This window comes from Kitasatospora sp. NPDC127035 (assembly GCF_042726075.1).
Classification (GTDB): domain Bacteria; phylum Actinomycetota; class Actinomycetes; order Streptomycetales; family Streptomycetaceae; genus Kitasatospora.
On sequence record NZ_JBHXDN010000071.1, the window covers coordinates 3,697 to 17,599 of the forward strand.

10 protein-coding genes are annotated in these 13,903 nt (G+C 76.3%); 5 read left to right on the plus strand and 5 right to left on the minus strand.

Annotated elements, in window-relative coordinates:
• Nucleotides 1–77 precede the first annotated feature (77 nt).
• The 3 genes from ACFWIC_RS33645 (at nucleotide 78) to ACFWIC_RS33655 (ending at nucleotide 4,095) form a co-directional block, all read left to right on the plus strand.
• A complete protein-coding gene (locus ACFWIC_RS33645) occupies nucleotides 78–785 on the plus strand; it encodes a response regulator (protein ID WP_380520746.1) in 708 nt (235 codons plus the stop codon).
• A 299-nt stretch (nucleotides 786–1,084) separates the two neighbouring features.
• Nucleotides 1,085–2,575 (plus strand): diaminobutyrate--2-oxoglutarate transaminase, encoded by a 1,491-nt coding sequence (locus ACFWIC_RS33650; protein ID WP_329950477.1) that lies wholly within the window; start codon nucleotides 1,085–1,087, stop codon nucleotides 2,573–2,575.
• A 71-nt stretch (nucleotides 2,576–2,646) separates the two neighbouring features.
• On the plus strand, nucleotides 2,647–4,095 hold the full coding sequence (locus ACFWIC_RS33655) for a pyridoxal phosphate-dependent decarboxylase family protein (protein WP_380357003.1): 1,449 nt from the start codon (nucleotides 2,647–2,649) through the stop codon (nucleotides 4,093–4,095).
• Between the two features lie 43 nt (nucleotides 4,096–4,138).
• On the opposite strand, the gene ACFWIC_RS33660 is transcribed toward ACFWIC_RS33655, so the two are convergent.
• From ACFWIC_RS33660 to ACFWIC_RS33680, 5 genes are all read right to left on the minus strand, one after another.
• A complete protein-coding gene (locus tag ACFWIC_RS33660; RefSeq protein ID WP_329880663.1) occupies nucleotides 4,139–4,936 on the minus strand; it encodes an inositol monophosphatase family protein in 798 nt (265 codons plus the stop codon).
• Nucleotides 4,937–5,130: 194 nt separating this feature from the next.
• Nucleotides 5,131–6,348 (minus strand): type III PLP-dependent enzyme, encoded by a 1,218-nt coding sequence (locus ACFWIC_RS33665; RefSeq protein ID WP_380520747.1) that lies wholly within the window; start codon nucleotides 6,346–6,348, stop codon nucleotides 5,131–5,133.
• Nucleotides 6,345–8,066, minus strand: a complete 1,722-nt coding sequence (locus tag ACFWIC_RS33670) for an IucA/IucC family protein (RefSeq protein WP_380520748.1) — start codon at nucleotides 8,064–8,066, stop codon at nucleotides 6,345–6,347. The genes ACFWIC_RS33665 and ACFWIC_RS33670 overlap by 4 nt, the downstream gene beginning before the upstream one ends.
• 158 nt (nucleotides 8,067–8,224) lie before the next feature.
• Nucleotides 8,225–10,219, minus strand: coding sequence for an IucA/IucC family protein (locus ACFWIC_RS33675; RefSeq protein WP_380520749.1), 1,995 nt, complete (start codon nucleotides 10,217–10,219; stop codon nucleotides 8,225–8,227).
• Nucleotides 10,216–11,475 carry an ATP-grasp domain-containing protein gene (locus tag ACFWIC_RS33680; RefSeq protein WP_380520750.1) on the minus strand — a complete coding sequence of 420 codons (1,260 nt, stop codon included), beginning with the start codon at nucleotides 11,473–11,475 and terminating at the stop codon, nucleotides 10,216–10,218. Before ACFWIC_RS33680 ends, ACFWIC_RS33675 begins: the two co-directional genes overlap by 4 nt.
• Before the next feature lie 1,008 nt (nucleotides 11,476–12,483).
• Here ACFWIC_RS33680 and ACFWIC_RS33685 point away from each other — a divergent pair.
• Nucleotides 12,484–13,449, plus strand: a complete 966-nt coding sequence (locus ACFWIC_RS33685) for a (2Fe-2S)-binding protein (protein WP_380520751.1) — start codon at nucleotides 12,484–12,486, stop codon at nucleotides 13,447–13,449.
• A gap of 34 nt (nucleotides 13,450–13,483) precedes the next feature.
• On the plus strand, nucleotides 13,484–13,885 hold the full coding sequence (locus ACFWIC_RS33690; RefSeq protein ID WP_329880582.1) for a VOC family protein: 402 nt from the start codon (nucleotides 13,484–13,486) through the stop codon (nucleotides 13,883–13,885).
• Nucleotides 13,886–13,903: the final 18 nt, after the last annotated feature.

Here is a 13,903-nt window from a genome sequence, read left to right on the forward strand (position 1 = left end):
GGGGGCGTGGGGGGGGGCGCGGGGCGCCGGCGCGCCCCCGGGGGGCCCCCCCCGCACGGCCCGAGATCACGGTCCTGGTGGTCGAGGACGACCCGGTGGCCGCCGCCGCCCACGCCCTGTACGTCGGGCGCGAACCCGGGTTCCGGGCGGTCGGCACCGTCCACGGCTGCGCCGACGCGCTGCGCTTCCTGGAGCGCGCCCGCGCCGCGGGGAGGCCCGTGGACCTGACCCTGCTCGACCTCTACCTGCCGGACGGGCACGGGCTCCAGCTCTGCGGCACCCTGCGCGCGGCCGGGCACACCACCGACGTCATCGCCGTCACCTCGGCCCGCGACCTCGCGATGGTCCGCCAGGCGGTCTCCGCAGGGGTCGTCCAGTACCTGCTGAAGCCGTTCGGCGCCGCCGCGCTGCACGACCGCCTGGAACGCTACGCCCGCTACCGCGACACCCTCGCCCGGGCCGGCGAGGCCACCGGTCAGGACGAGGTCGACCAGGCCCTCGCGCTGCTCCGCACCCCCGAACGCACCGCGCTGCCCAAGGGGTTGAGCGCCCCGACGCTGGACACCGTCGCCGCCGTCCTGCGCGAGGCCCGCACCGGTCTGTCCGCCGCCGCCGCCGGTGTCGCGGCCGGGGTCTCCCGCATCACCGCCCGCCGTTACCTGGAGCACCTCGTCGACTCCGGGCTCGCCGCCCGCGAACCCCGGTACGGCACCGTCGGCCGCCCGGAGCTCTGCTACCGCTGGACAGGCGGGGGCGGGGAGGGGATCGGGCCGGGATCGGCATGACCCGCTCGTCGCGGGGCGGCCGGGACCGTGCCGTCGCGGTGGCGGCGACTGCCGCGTCGATCGCGCACTCGTGACCGTGCGGCCCGGGGCCGCCGGCGGGCCGGGGGGCTTCGCCCGTCGGGCCCGCACTTCGTCGGGGGGTCCCCGTAACCTCTTGGCGGCCTTGGTCGTTGAGGTCTCGGGCGGTCACCGGCCGAGGGGGATCCGTCACCGGTTCGGGTGGTTCTGACGGCCCCAGGGTGAGGTCGGATCGGCCTCCGTTCTAAAGTTAGGCTTACCTAACTTCCTGGGAGTTCGCCTTGACGCTCGCCGCCGAGCCCGCCACCGGTCCGACCGTCCCCACCGTCCCCGTCCCCACCGTCCCCGTACCCACCGCTCCTGCCGCACCGTCCGCCGTCGCCGCGGCGGACGCCGCACCGGCCGCCGCGGCCGTCCTGCGCCGTCAGCGCGTCCGCGAGTCCGCCGCCCGCACCTACGCCCGGTCGTTCCCGATCGTCCCGGTGCGCGCCAACGGCATGACCGTCGAAGGTGCGGACGGCCGCCGCTACCTGGACTGCCTCTCCGGCGCCGGCACCCTCGCGCTCGGCCACAACCACCCCGTGGTGCTGGAGGCGATCCGCCGCACCCTGGACAGCGGCGCGCCCCTGCACCTGCTCGACCTCGCGACCGCGGAGAAGGACGACTTCACCACCGCCCTCTTCGACAGCCTCCCGCCCGGGTTCGCCGACGGCGCCCGGGTGCACTTCTGCGGGCCGGCCGGAACCGACGCCGTCGAGGCCGCGCTCAAACTGATGCAGACGGCCACCGGCCGCTCCGGCGCCCTCGCCTTCACCGGCGCCTACCACGGCATGACCGCCGGCGCGCTCGCGCTCACCGGCAACGTCGCCGTCAAGGAGCCGCTGCCCAGCGGTGGCGAGGTCGCGCGCCTGCCCTACCCGTACGGCTACCGCTGCCCGTTCGGGGTCGGCGGCGAGGCCGGCGCCGAGCTGTCGGCCACCTACGTCGAGCGACTGCTCGACGACCCCTCCGGCGGGGTCGTCCGGCCCGCCGCCATGGTCCTGGAGGCCGTGCAGGGCGAGGGCGGCGTCGTCCCCGCCCCCGACGGCTGGTTGCGGGCGATGCGCCGGATCACCGCCGAACGCGGCATCCCGCTGATCGTCGACGAGGTCCAGACCGGCGTCGGCCGCACCGGGGCGATGTGGGCGGTCGAGCACAGCGGGATCGTCCCCGACGCGATGGTGCTCTCCAAGGCGATCGGCGGCAGCCTGCCGCTGGCCGTCGTCGTCTACCGCGAGGAGTACGACGGCTGGCGCCCCGGTGCGCACACCGGGACCTTCCGCGGCAACACCCTGGCCATGGCCGCCGGCGCGGCCACCCTGCGGTTCGTCTCCGCCCACGGCCTGGCGGAGCGGGCCGCGGTGGTCGGCGCGCGGATGGTCGAACGGCTGCGCGCGCTCGCCGGGGAGCTGCCGGTGATCGGCGACGTCCGCGGACGCGGGCTGATGATCGGCGTCGAGCTGGTCGACCCCACCGCCGAACCGGACGCCTGCGGGGCCCGCCCGGCCGCGCCCGAGCTGGCGGTCCGGGTCCGCGAGGCGTGCCTGGCGCGCGGACTGATCGTCGAACTCGGCGGGCGGCACGACGCCGTGCTGCGCCTGTTGCCGCCGCTCACCATCACCGACGAGCAGGTGGCGGCCGTGCTCGACCGGCTCGCGGACGCCGTCGCGGCGGCTTCCGCCGCTTCGGCGGCAGGCACCGGTGCGGGACCGCGCGTGGCGGGGTCCGCGTGAACGCGGCCGGAGCGGACGGCGGGCCCGGGGCCGGCGGCGGACCCGTCGCCCCGGGCCCGGCGGCCGACGCCCTGTCCGGCGGCGTCGGCGGCCCGGCCGCGCTCGGCCCGCTGCTGGCCGCCGTCCTGGACGCGCTGGAGACCGGAGCCACCCGGCGGGGCGGGCCGCTGCCCGCCGGCCGCCCCGCCGACACCACCGCCAGGGTCACCGCCGCGCTGGCCGCGGCGCCCGGCCCCGACGCGCTCGCCCGGCTCACCGACCTGCTCGCCCACGGCGCCGCCGACCCCGCGGACCCGTACTGCGCCGCGCACCTGCACTGCCCGCCGCTCGCCGTGGCCGTCGCCGCCGACCTCGCCGTCAGCGCGCTCAACCCCTCCCAGGACTCGTGGGACCAGGCCCCCGCCGCGACCGCGCTGGAGACCGCGCTGCTCGCCGAACTCGCCGCCCTCGTCGGCTACGACCCGGCGCACGCCTCCGGCGTCCTCACCTCCGGCGGCACCGAGTCCAACCTGATGGGCCTGATGCTCGCCCGCGACCAGGGACTCGACGGCATCGTCGAACTGGACGGCCTGCCGCCCGGCGCCACTCCCCGGATCTTCGCCTCCCGGGCCGCGCACTTCTCCGTCCAGCGTGCCGCCGCCCTGCTCGGGCTCGGCGAACGGGCCGTGGTCCCCGTCGCGGTCGACCGCGACCTGCGGATGGACCCGGCCGCGCTGGCGGACGCCCTGGCCGGGGCGAGCTGGGCCGGGCACACCCCGATCGCCGTCGTCGCCACCGCGGGCACCACCGACACCGGCGCCGTCGACCCGCTGCCCGCGCTCGCCGACCTGGCAACCCGCTACGGGGCCTGGCTGCACGTCGACGCCGCGTACGGCGGCGGCGCCCTGCTCTCCGACCGGCTCGCCCCGCTCCTCGACGGCATCGCCCGCGCGGACTCCGTCTCGCTGGACTGGCACAAGCTCGGCTGGCAGCCCGCCGCCGCCGGTGTCTTCCTGGTCCGCCGCGCCGAGTCGTACGTCTCGCTCGCCCGCCGGGCCGAGTACCTCAACCCGGCCGACGACGAACGGGCCGGCTACCCGAGCCTGCTGGGTCAGTCGCTGCGCACCACCCGGCGCGCCGACGCCTTCAAGATCGCCGTCACCCTGCACACCCTCGGCCGGGCCGGCCTCGGTCGCCTGGTCGACGCCTGTCACGACCTCGCGCGGGCCGCCGCGGACACCGTCCGGGCCGAACCCGAGCTGGAGCTGCACGCCGAACCGGTCCTCACGGCCCTGCTGTTCCGCTACCGCCCGCCGGGCGCCGACGGCGAGCCGGCGGCGGTCGACGAGGCCAACGCCGAGCTGCGCCGGGTGCTGCTGCGGGAGGGCCGGGCCGTCGTCGGGCGGACCGAGCTGCCCGGCGAGGGGCCCGGCCGGGTCCGGCTGAAGTTGACGCTGCTCAACCCGCACACCACCCCGGAGGAGGTGGCCGGTCTGCTGCGTGAGGTCGTCTCGGCCGGCCGGGAGGTGTGGCGCGGCTGACCGCGCAGGCCCGGCGCGGGCTCCGCGGTGCCCGCCCCCGGTCCTACCGGGTGAGGAGGATGTCCCGGGTCCGCTCCCAGGTGGCGGGGTCGGCCGCGACGAGGAGGCCGTCCTCGCAACCCGGGGCCTCGGGACGGTAGGGGGAGCCGTCGAGGCGGGCGGAGACCCCGCCGGCCTCGCTGACCAGCAGGGACCCGGGCGCGTGGTCCCAGGGCAGGGTCCGCCAGTAGAGGATGAAGTCCAGCGCGCCGTCGGCGATGTCGGGGTACTCGATGCCGGCGGCGTGGCGCCCGGCGGTGATCTCGCCGAAGGCGATGGTGTTGGCCTCGACCGTGCGGCGGCGGTCCGGGTCCAGGAATCGGCTCTTCACCGAACCGCGCCACTTGGCGGGGTCGGCGGCGGCCGGGGCGCGGGTGAGGCGGTGGCCGTCGCGCCAGGCGCCCGCGCCGAGTTCGGCGGTGTAGGAGGTGGCGGTGGCGGGCTGCCAGATCCAGGCGGCGACGGTCCGGCCGTCACGGACCAGGGAGACCATCACGGCGTACTCGGGGCGGCCGGCGATGAAGTTCGAGGTGCCGTCGACCGGGTCGACGAGCCAGGCCGCGGGCTCGGAGTGCAGGGCGAGGGCGAGGGCGGGGTCGGCGGCGACGGCCTCCTCGCCGACCACGGGGAGGGGCAGCAGTTCGCGCAACCGCCTGGCGATGATCACCTCCGCCTCGCGGTCGGCGACGGTCACCACCTCGCCGGGGGCCTTCTCCATCACTTCTCCGGCGGCCAGCGCCCGGAACCGGGGCTCCACCACCTCGGCCGACGCCTCGACGAGGATCTTCGCCACCTTGTCCATCAGCACGTATCCGCTCCCTTCACCGGCTACCACTTTCGCACGTCAGTACGGTGACGGCCTGCGCCGTCCCCCCGTGGGAAGGCGCGGACGACTTTCGGGTGACGGATTCCGCAGTCTGTCACCTGGAAGTCGCCGGCCCGATCGGTCGCCCGTCACCCGGCGGCCGTCACCCGCCGCCCGGCTGCCGGTGCGCGTCACCCCAGATGGTGGAACCCGGGGCGCGGGTGCATCAGGAACTCGTGGTGGGAGATGTTCCAGGCGTACGCCCCGGCCATGTCGAACAGCACCCGGTCGCCCGTCCGGAGCCGGGCCGCGGCCGGGGCGGCGTGCGCGAGGACGTCCTTCGGGGTGCAGAGCTGACCGGCCAGCGTGGCGCGCCCGCCCGTGACGGCGGGGCGTGGCCAGGCGTGCGGCCAGGCGTCGACCGGCAGGACGGTGAACGGCTGGTCGTGACCCCGGGTGGCGGGGGTGCGCAGGTGATGGGTGCCGCCCCGGACGAGTGCGAAGTCCTCGCCGTGGCTCCGCTTCACGTCCAGCACCTCGGTCGCGTACCAGCCGCAGTACGCGGTGAGCGCCCGGCCGGGCTCGATCCGCAGCGTCAACCCGGGGTGCCGGTCGAGCAGCTTGCCGAGGCCCTCGCCGAACGCCGTCCAGTCGAAGCGGGCGGCCGGGTCGGCGTAGTCGACGGTCATGCCGCCGCCCACGTTGACCTCGTCCAGGGGGAACGCGTGCCGCTCCGCGAGCCGTGCCGACCAGCCGACGATCCGCCCGGCCAGGGCCAGCTGTTCGGCGGCCGCGAGCCCGCTCGCCAGATGGGCGTGCACGCCGCGCAGCCGCAGGCGGCGGCGGACCGGACCGAGCGGGCCGAGCGGGTCGGTGAGGAGGCGGACACAGGCTTCGGCGCGGTCCGGGTCCAGCCCGAACGGTGTCGGGCGGCCACCCATCGCCAGCGCCGCCGAGCCCAGCGAGCCCGCGTCGACCGGCAGGTTCACCCGCAGCAGCACGTCCACCGAGGCGTCCGGCCGGTCGCCGAGCACGACGGCGAGCCGCCGCAGCTCCTGTTCGCTCTCGACGTGCCAGCGGTGCACGCCCGCGTCGACGGCGGCGGCGATCTCGTCGGGCGTCTTGCCAGGCCCGCCGAACGCCAGCGGGGCGTCCGGCACCGAGGCCCGGACATGCGCCAACTCGCCCGCGCTGGAGACCTCGTAGCCGTCCACCGTGGCCCGCAGCGCGGCCAGCACCGGAGCGTCCGGATTGGCCTTGGCCGCGTAGTACAGCTCGACCCGTTCGGGCAGTGCGGCCCGGACTCCGGCGGCGTGCGTCCGCAGCTCCGCCAGGTCGTAGACGTAGCAGGGAAGTCGGTCGGCGGCCAGGTCGGCGACGTGGCGGCGGACGCGCTCGGTGGCGGTCATCGGGTCCTTCCGGCGGGGACGGGCGAGGCCTGGGCGGGGTTCGGGACGCGGGCCGCCTCCGCGAGGACGGAGCGGGCCAGCGGCGAGGGCAGCCGGACGTACCCGGCCTCGCGGTCGCGCCTGCGTTCCCAGCGGGTCAGCAGGTTGGCCTTGGCGGGCAGCGGCACGCCGGCCAGCAGTGCGCGCAGCCGGGGCGGCCGCCCGTGGACGGCGGCGTACTCCTCCAGGACGCGGCGGACGGCGTCCCAGAGCGCTCCCTCCGCCTCCGGGTGCAGATCGGCGAGCGCGGCGAGCAGCTCGGCGACGTGGTTGACCAGCAGGCAGTAGACCACCCGGTCCCAGCCCCGCGAGGCGTCGTACGCCATCGGGCCGGCCACCTCGGGCGGCAGGGCGGCGAGCGGCGCCGCGTGGTGGTCGGGCACGAGCTTGGTGCCCTCCAGGTCGCGGAAGAGCACCTGGACGGGCCGCCCGGCCGGGTCCACGCCGATCAGGACGTTCTGCAGGTGGGGTTCCAGGACCACGCCGTGGTCGAAGTAGGCGGCGAGCACCGGGGGGACGAGCAGCCGCAGGTAGGCCGTCCACCAGTCCAGCGCCCGGCCGGCGTCCGCGGAGCCCCCGAGCAGCCGGGAGACGTGCGCCGAACTGGTCGGGTACTCGTCGGCCACGGCGGCGGCCAGCAGCGGGGTGACGCCGGGGCGCAGCAGTCCGCCGAACCCGTCGCGGACGATCAGGCCGAACCCCTCGTACAGCGACGGGTCGGGCCGGCCGTCGGCGCCGGGCAGGGCGAGCGTGCGGAACGCGGGTTCGCGGAGCATCACCGCGTCCGGGAAGCGGGCGGCGAGGTCGGCCAGGGCCGGGGCCAGCAGCCGGGTCAGGGCGACGGCTCCGGCCAGCTCGTAGGCGGCGTTCTTGCGCAGGCAGTTGGTGATCCGGACGTTGAGGCTGAACTTGAGGAACGCGTCCGCGCCGTAGAGGGTGCGGACCGAGGCGGTGGCGGCGAACGGCGCGCCGCCGGGGCCGAGGTCGAGGACGTCGCCGCGCCGCAGTGCGCCCGACAGCAGCGGGTGGTCGCCGACGAGTCGGTGCTGCCAGGGGTGGGCGGGGAGCAGCCGGTAGCCGTCCGGGGCGTCGCCGAGCCCGTCCAGCAGGGCGGTGGCGGCCGGGTCGGTCGACGACCCGGCGAGCAGTTCCTCCCGGACCGCGAGGTGGCGCAGCCGGAACACCGCCCGGGCCTCCGGCGCGTAGGCCCGCCAGTCACCGCTCTCCGCGGAGCGGGACTTGGGGGCCGGGTGGAAGCGGTGCCCGAAGAGCAGGGCCTGCTCGGACTCCAGGTAGCGGTCCGGTCCGGGGGCGGGTCGCTCGGACAGCCCGGCGGTGACCGCCCGGTGGCTGGAGGTCAGCTGGTCGAGGAACTCGTCGTTGACCGTGCCGGTCCGCAGCTCCAGCTCGTCCTGGACGCACCCGGCGAGGTCGAGCCAGTCCAACGCGCGCCAGCCGTCGGCGTGTTCCTCCTCGACCGGACCGGTGAACCGGTGTGCTCCGAGCAGGGAGGTGCGGCGCAGTGCCACGCGCAGTAACGTGCCGCGCCGGGGCAGGCGGACCAGCAGACGGCCGCCGGCGACGGCGGTCTGGTGTTCCGGCGCGGAGACCTCGCGCAGCAGGCAGTTGAGCAGGGTGTGGGCCACCGCGTGGTCGGCGGTGGGCATTTCGTCGGTCATGGGCGACTCCAACGCTGGCGGAAGGGGAGGGCTGGTGCGGCGGCGGCCACGGCGTCACCCCGGGCAGCGGGATCGAGGGCGCCGGCCGTCCGCCCGGGTGTCCGGCCCCTCCGACCGACCGGCCGGCGCCGCGGCCGGGGCGCCGGGGTGGCGGGCCGTCATCTGCCGCTGTCCCGTGGGGGCGGGAAGCTCTGCGGAAGAAGGTAGTTGGGGCCGGTGGTGTAGTGCTTGTTGATGTCGGCGGCGCCCGACCGCTGCTTGCTGAGCAGGGTGCCCGCGGTGACCATCGCCTTGACCGGAAGCCGCTCGGCGTCCAGCAGGGCGGCGCGCAGCGGTCGGCCCGCGGGGCCGATCCGGTCGATGGCGTCGGTCAGCCGTCGGCGCAGCAGGGCCAGCAGTGAACCGAGTTCGGCGCGACCGTGGGCGGCGAGCCCGAAGGCGAGGGAGCCCGTGCAGAGGTGGGCGGTGATGGTGGTGAACAGGTCGGTGAGCGGCCCGTCGTCGGCGGCCCGGATCCTCGCGTCGTCGAACTCCGCGGCTGCGGATCCGGGTTCGCCGCCGGCGGCGAACCGGGCGGTGAGCCGGCCGGTGTGGACCCGCGGGCCGTCGTCGTCCTTGAAGAGCAGGCGCAGACCGCCGTCCTCGTCGAGGACGAGGGAGATGTTCTGCTGGTGGGATTCGAGGGCGATGCCGTACCCGAAGAGGGTGGTCTGCCAGTCGAGCAGCAGGTCCAGCAGCGCGTCGTAGAGGGCGACGGGGTCGCCGCCGAAGAAGCGGTCCGCGAGGTGGTCGACGACGAGGCGTCCGCCGCGCGGACCGGACGGGGCGCCGGAGGGGTTGCCGGACGGTCTGCCGGCCGGGGCGCCCGGAGCGGGCGCGAGCAGGGCGGCGAGCGGGACGGTCACCGACCGGTCCAGCCCGGCCGGGTAGCGGCGGAGCAGCACGGCGAGCAGTTCGTGGCCGGCGTGCGCCCAGGTCTGTTCGTCCGTGTGCAGGATCCGGTCGGCGAACCGGGGTTCGGCCGCCAGCACGGCCTCGAACAGCCGCTGGCCGGCGGCGCCGTCGAGCAGCGTGCCGGGCTTGATGGTGCGGCGGTTGAGCCGGCCGAGCGTGGCGGTGGCGAGCGGGAGCTTGAGGTGGTGGGCGGGGTCGTCGGCGACGGCGACGGTCCGCATCGAGAGCGTGGGCACGACGGTCAGGTACGGCCGGTCCGCGAGGACGGCACGGTCCGCCAGACCGGTGGCGCGCAGGGCCTCGTCCAGGGAGGCACCGACGGTGAGCGGGTGGACCGGGAGGGTCTCCCAGGCCCGGTCGCCGCCGGGCAGGTCGAGCCCGAGCCAGCTCGGGGTGGGCCACCAGCTGGGCAGCGGTCGGTCGCCGTGCCGGACGAGCGTGCCGGCCGGCAGGGCGAGCCAGCGCAGCTCGAAGGCCGCGTGGAACTCCGGTGCGTGGGCGCGCAGCTGGGCGTCGCCGAGGCCGGCGCGACCGCGTGCGGTCGGGTAGACGGGGTGGTCGAGGTAGGCGGCGAGGGTGTCGTGGCCGAGCGCGGCGGCGGGCCCGGTCCAGTGGGCCGGGTCGGCGCCGTACAGGTCGGTGAGGGCGGTGTGGACGTCGTCCCGGACCCGTTCGTGCAGCTCCATCGTGGCGAGGGTCTGCCGGCACTCCTCGGCGAAGGCGGCCCAGCCGGGCCGGTCCTCGGCGCCGGCGAGGTCGGAGAGCGCGGCCAGGATGTCCGCCAGCCCGTCGATCGGGCGGCCGTCGAGGGAGAGCAGGGGCAGCCTGGCCGCGTACTCGCTCTGGAAGCCCTCGGCGGTGACCGGCACGGCCAGGACGGCCGGAGGCGCCTGTGGGGCTCGTGGGTCTTGTGGGGCCTGTTGGGCTTGAGGCTCGGCGGGCCGGGAGGCCACCAGCCACGGGCCGTCCGCGCGGTGCTCCACCGCGCCGTGGGTGCGGAGCCCGAGCACGTCCTCGCGCAGCAGCGCGGAGAGCACCCGGAGGGCGAGCCGGTCGGCGACCGGCAGGTCGGCGTCCGCGGGACGGGCAGGCCCGGGGCGGTCGGCCGCACGGTGCCCGGTGGAACGGTGCCCGGGCGCGCCGTGGGCGTGCGGGTGGCGTCCGGCTGCGGCGGCCTCGTGCGGGGGGAGCTCGCTCACGGGGTGATCTCCCAGCGGTTGGCGGCCACGAAGCGGGCCACGGCGGTGTCGACGGCGGCCCGGTCGGGGCCGATCGCCCAGATCACGCCCAGGTAGTCCCGGTTGGTGCGGTAGTGCTCGTGCCGCTCGCCGACCGCGCGCAGCGGTCGGTAGGCGAGCCGGACGCCGTCCCGCCGCTCGTCGGACGGCCCGGGCGCGGCGGTGAGGGTGCCGGCGCGATCGGCGCAGACCGGTTCGTTGCGGCCGCGCAGGGCGGAGGCGGCGCACTGCTCACCGAGGTCGGCGGGGAGTTCACGGCCGAGGTGGACGGCGAGGATGTGTTCGAACAGGGGGATGCCGAGGAGCTCGGCCAGCATGAGATCGCAGTGGTCCCCGATGGCACGGTAGTTGACCTCGATGATACGGGCGCGGCCGTCCGGCTGGACGACGAACTCGGTGTGGCAGGCGCCGAGGCCGACACCGAGGGCGTCGAGCTGGGCGAGTACCTGGGCGACCACGGCCGGCGGGTGCGCGGGCACGAACTCCAGCATCTCCTCGACGAAGTGCGGGGGAGGGGAGATCCTCGTCCGGAACCCGCCGAGGACGTGCCGTCGCCGTCCGTCGCCGAGCGTCTCCAGCGTGCACAGCTGCCCGTCCAGGAACTCTTCGACGACCAGGGCCGCGTCCGTCCGGCGGCGCCGGACCTCCTCGCAGCGCCGCACCAGCTCGTCGCCGTCGGCGACCAGCGAGACGTCCTCGCTGGCGACCCCCTCGCGCGGCTTGACGACCAGGGGGAAGGGCAGATCCAACTCACCCAGGCCGGACGGGTCCTGGCCGGGGGCGAGTTCGACCGAACGAACGGTGTCCAGGCCGGCGGCGGCGAGGTGGCGCCGCAGCTCGCCCTTGTTCTTGGCCCGGAGCGTGGCCTTCCAGTCCTTGGCCGGCAGCCCGAAGTACTCGGCGACCAGGGCGGTCTGGGTCTGCAGGTGGTCGCTGTTGCTGAAGACCGCGAACGCCGCGTCCGGGCCGCCGGAGGCGTCGGCCGGGTCGGCCGGGTCGGACGACCGGTGTCGGGAGATCAGCCCCACCACCTCGCGGAAGTCCCGGACCTCGCACTCCAGCACCTCGGTGGCGCACTCCAGGTCTTCGTAGGCGAGCCGGTGGGGTTCGGCCCGGTCCGTGAGCACGGTGACGGGGAGCCCGAGCCGGGCGGCGGCCGGGAGGAATCCCAGGGTCACCGAGTCGGTGGGGTTGAGGGCGAGCAGGTAGAGCCGCATGGCGACGCGGGGTCCTCTCCGGTTGGTGGGGAGCGGGCGGCGGGGTGGGCGCGATGTCGTCCGGCCCCGGCCGGAGGTGCGGTACTCGGTCGAGCCGATGCCGATGCCGATGTCCGTGGCCTCGGGGAGGTCGCCGCGCGCCGCCCCGGCGACCCGGACGCCGCCGCCGGACGTCCTGGCCTCGTCCCGGCATGGTGGACACTTCGCCGTCAGGAGTCCAGGGACTCCCGAGCGGGGTGCCCCGGTTCGGCAGGATCCCGCCGGTCCCGGCCGGGCCGACGGTGACGAGGGCGGCTGCGGCGTCGGGCGGGTCCGCCCTGGCCTCCTGCCTCCTGCCGTATCGAGGTGTCGACGTCTGGGGTACCCGGGTCGGTCGGGTCGGCGTCGTTCAGCACGGCACTGCGGGGCGACACCCCCCGGCGCCGGCCGGCCGGGCCGGCCGCGAGGCGGGCCACCGACGCGGTCGGCATGCTGCCGCCGTTCTTCGCCCCGGTCGTGGAGCCGGGCTCGGCGGCGCGGGTCTCGGGCCCGGCCGGCGCCTTCGCCGCCCCGGGCTCCCCGCCGAGTGTGCGTGCGGCGGGGCGGGCGCGGTACCGGTCGCCGGGTCGAGGGGCGCCCGAGGAGCGCGAAGCACCGTCATGATGCTTGTCCGGCTGCCGTGCTGAGGTCTCGTCACGACGGCGAGCGCCGTGGGGGGAGGAGCGGTCCGTGAGCCGCGTGCGACGCCTGGTGTGACGCCCGGTGCGACGCCCGACAGGAGCGTGCCGAGCCCGGCGGCCGGCGGCAGCGGAAGCCGGGCCGGCAGGGGGCGCGGCGCCGCCGGAGCCTCGCGTGCGGACGCCTGCGGATCGGTGGTGGGCACGGGGCGAGATATTAGGTTAGGTAAGCCTAATCGCGTCAAATCCTGACCAGGTCGGTCCATACCGCGCACCTCGGCCCGGGGTGGCGCGAATGTGCTGCTGAGTGCCTATAAGGTTAGCCTCACCTAAAGCGATCTCGGGAGTGCCGATGATCTTCTCGGGGACATCCGCGCCTGCCGCCATCGCCTGCGCCCGGAACCCGCTGGACGCCGACTACCAAAGGCTGTTGAACCTCTGCCCTGCGCTCCGGGGCCGGCTGCTCGTAGCCGGCGAACCCACCCCGGCCCGCGCCCAGGGCTGGTACTCGGCCGCCGAGCTGGCGACCGATCCGGCCGCCCTCGCCGACGCGCTCGACGGTGAGGCCGCCCGGATCGCCCCGCTCGCCGCCGAGCGCGGCGCCACGGCCCCGCGTCCGCACGTGGTCGCCTCCCGGCTGCTGCACCACTACCTCTGGTCGGTCTGCGTGCTGATCGCCGGGCCCTGGCAGCTGGCCCGCCGGGTGCCGTCGATCGGCGGCACGGACCTCTGGCTGCACGCTCCCACCGGAGACCTGGTCCTCCGGCCGCGCGCCCACGTGACCCTTGAGGGAGAGGACGAGCTCCGCGCGGAACTGCGGGCCGCCGTCGTCGGCCACGTCGAACCGCTGCTCGCCGCCTTCGCCGCTCCCACCCGGCGCGGCACCAGGGCCCTGTGGGGCATGGTCACCGACGACCTCGCCTCGGCGATCTGGTACCTCGGGCGCATGCTCGACGCGGAGCCCCCGACCGGGGTCGTCGCTGAGGATCCCGCCGCTTCCGGGCACTCGCTGTCCGGGCACCCCGCCTCCGAGGCGGGCCCTGCGGCCGCCCCCGCGGACGTCGCCCCTGCGGCCGTCGCCCCCGTGGGCATCGGCCCGGGCGAGGCCACCGCGGTGGCGGCGGCCGGGGCCGTCCTGCCCGGCCGGACCGAACCGCTCCCCGGCGCCGCCGACTTCCGTCTCCTGCGGGGCGCCGACGGTCGGGCCCATCACACCCGCACCCGTCTCGGCTGCTGCCTCTACTACGCGATCGAGCCCGGCAACGCCTGCCTCACCTGCCCCCGCACCTCCGACGAGGAACGGCTGCGCAGACTCTGACGAGCCCTGCCGTGCGGCGGGTACGCTCCCGCACATGATCGACTCCACCACCCACGTCCGCGTCGCCCGCCCGTCCGGGGACCTCGCCGCCGCCGAGCGCTTCTACGTCGAGGGCCTCGGCCTCGCCGTCCTGTGGCGCAGCACCGAGCGGGTTGCCGGTGAGCACGACCTCCTGATGGTCGGGCCGTCCGGTGGCGGCTGGCACTTCGAGCTCACCCGTGACCCCGACCACCCGGTGGAGCCGACCCCCACCGTCGACGACCTGTTCGTCGTCTACCTCGGTGCGCCGGTGGAGCCCGCCCTCCTCGACCGCCTCCGGTCCCACGGCGGCACCGTCGTCCCCGCCCACAACCCCTACTGGGACGAGTTCGGGGTCACCGTCACCGATCCCGACGGATACCGCCTCGTCCTCTGCACCCGCGGCTGGGCGTCCTGACCCGCCTGCTCGTGACCG

What these genes read in the sequence shown, in the direction of transcription:
- ACFWIC_RS33685 (WP_380520751.1), top strand. Translation starts at nt 12,484, where the DNA reads ATGATCTTCTCGGGGACATCCGCGCCTGCCGCCATCGCCTGCGCCCGG.
- ACFWIC_RS33670 (WP_380520748.1), bottom strand. Translation starts at nt 8,066, where the DNA reads ATGACCGACGAAATGCCCACCGCCGACCACGCGGTGGCCCACACCCTG.
- ACFWIC_RS33660 (WP_329880663.1), bottom strand. Translation starts at nt 4,936, where the DNA reads ATGGACAAGGTGGCGAAGATCCTCGTCGAGGCGTCGGCCGAGGTGGTG.
- ACFWIC_RS33690 (WP_329880582.1), top strand. Translation starts at nt 13,484, where the DNA reads ATGATCGACTCCACCACCCACGTCCGCGTCGCCCGCCCGTCCGGGGAC.
- ACFWIC_RS33665 (WP_380520747.1), bottom strand. Translation starts at nt 6,348, where the DNA reads ATGACCGCCACCGAGCGCGTCCGCCGCCACGTCGCCGACCTGGCCGCC.
- ACFWIC_RS33680 (WP_380520750.1), bottom strand. Translation starts at nt 11,475, where the DNA reads ATGCGGCTCTACCTGCTCGCCCTCAACCCCACCGACTCGGTGACCCTG.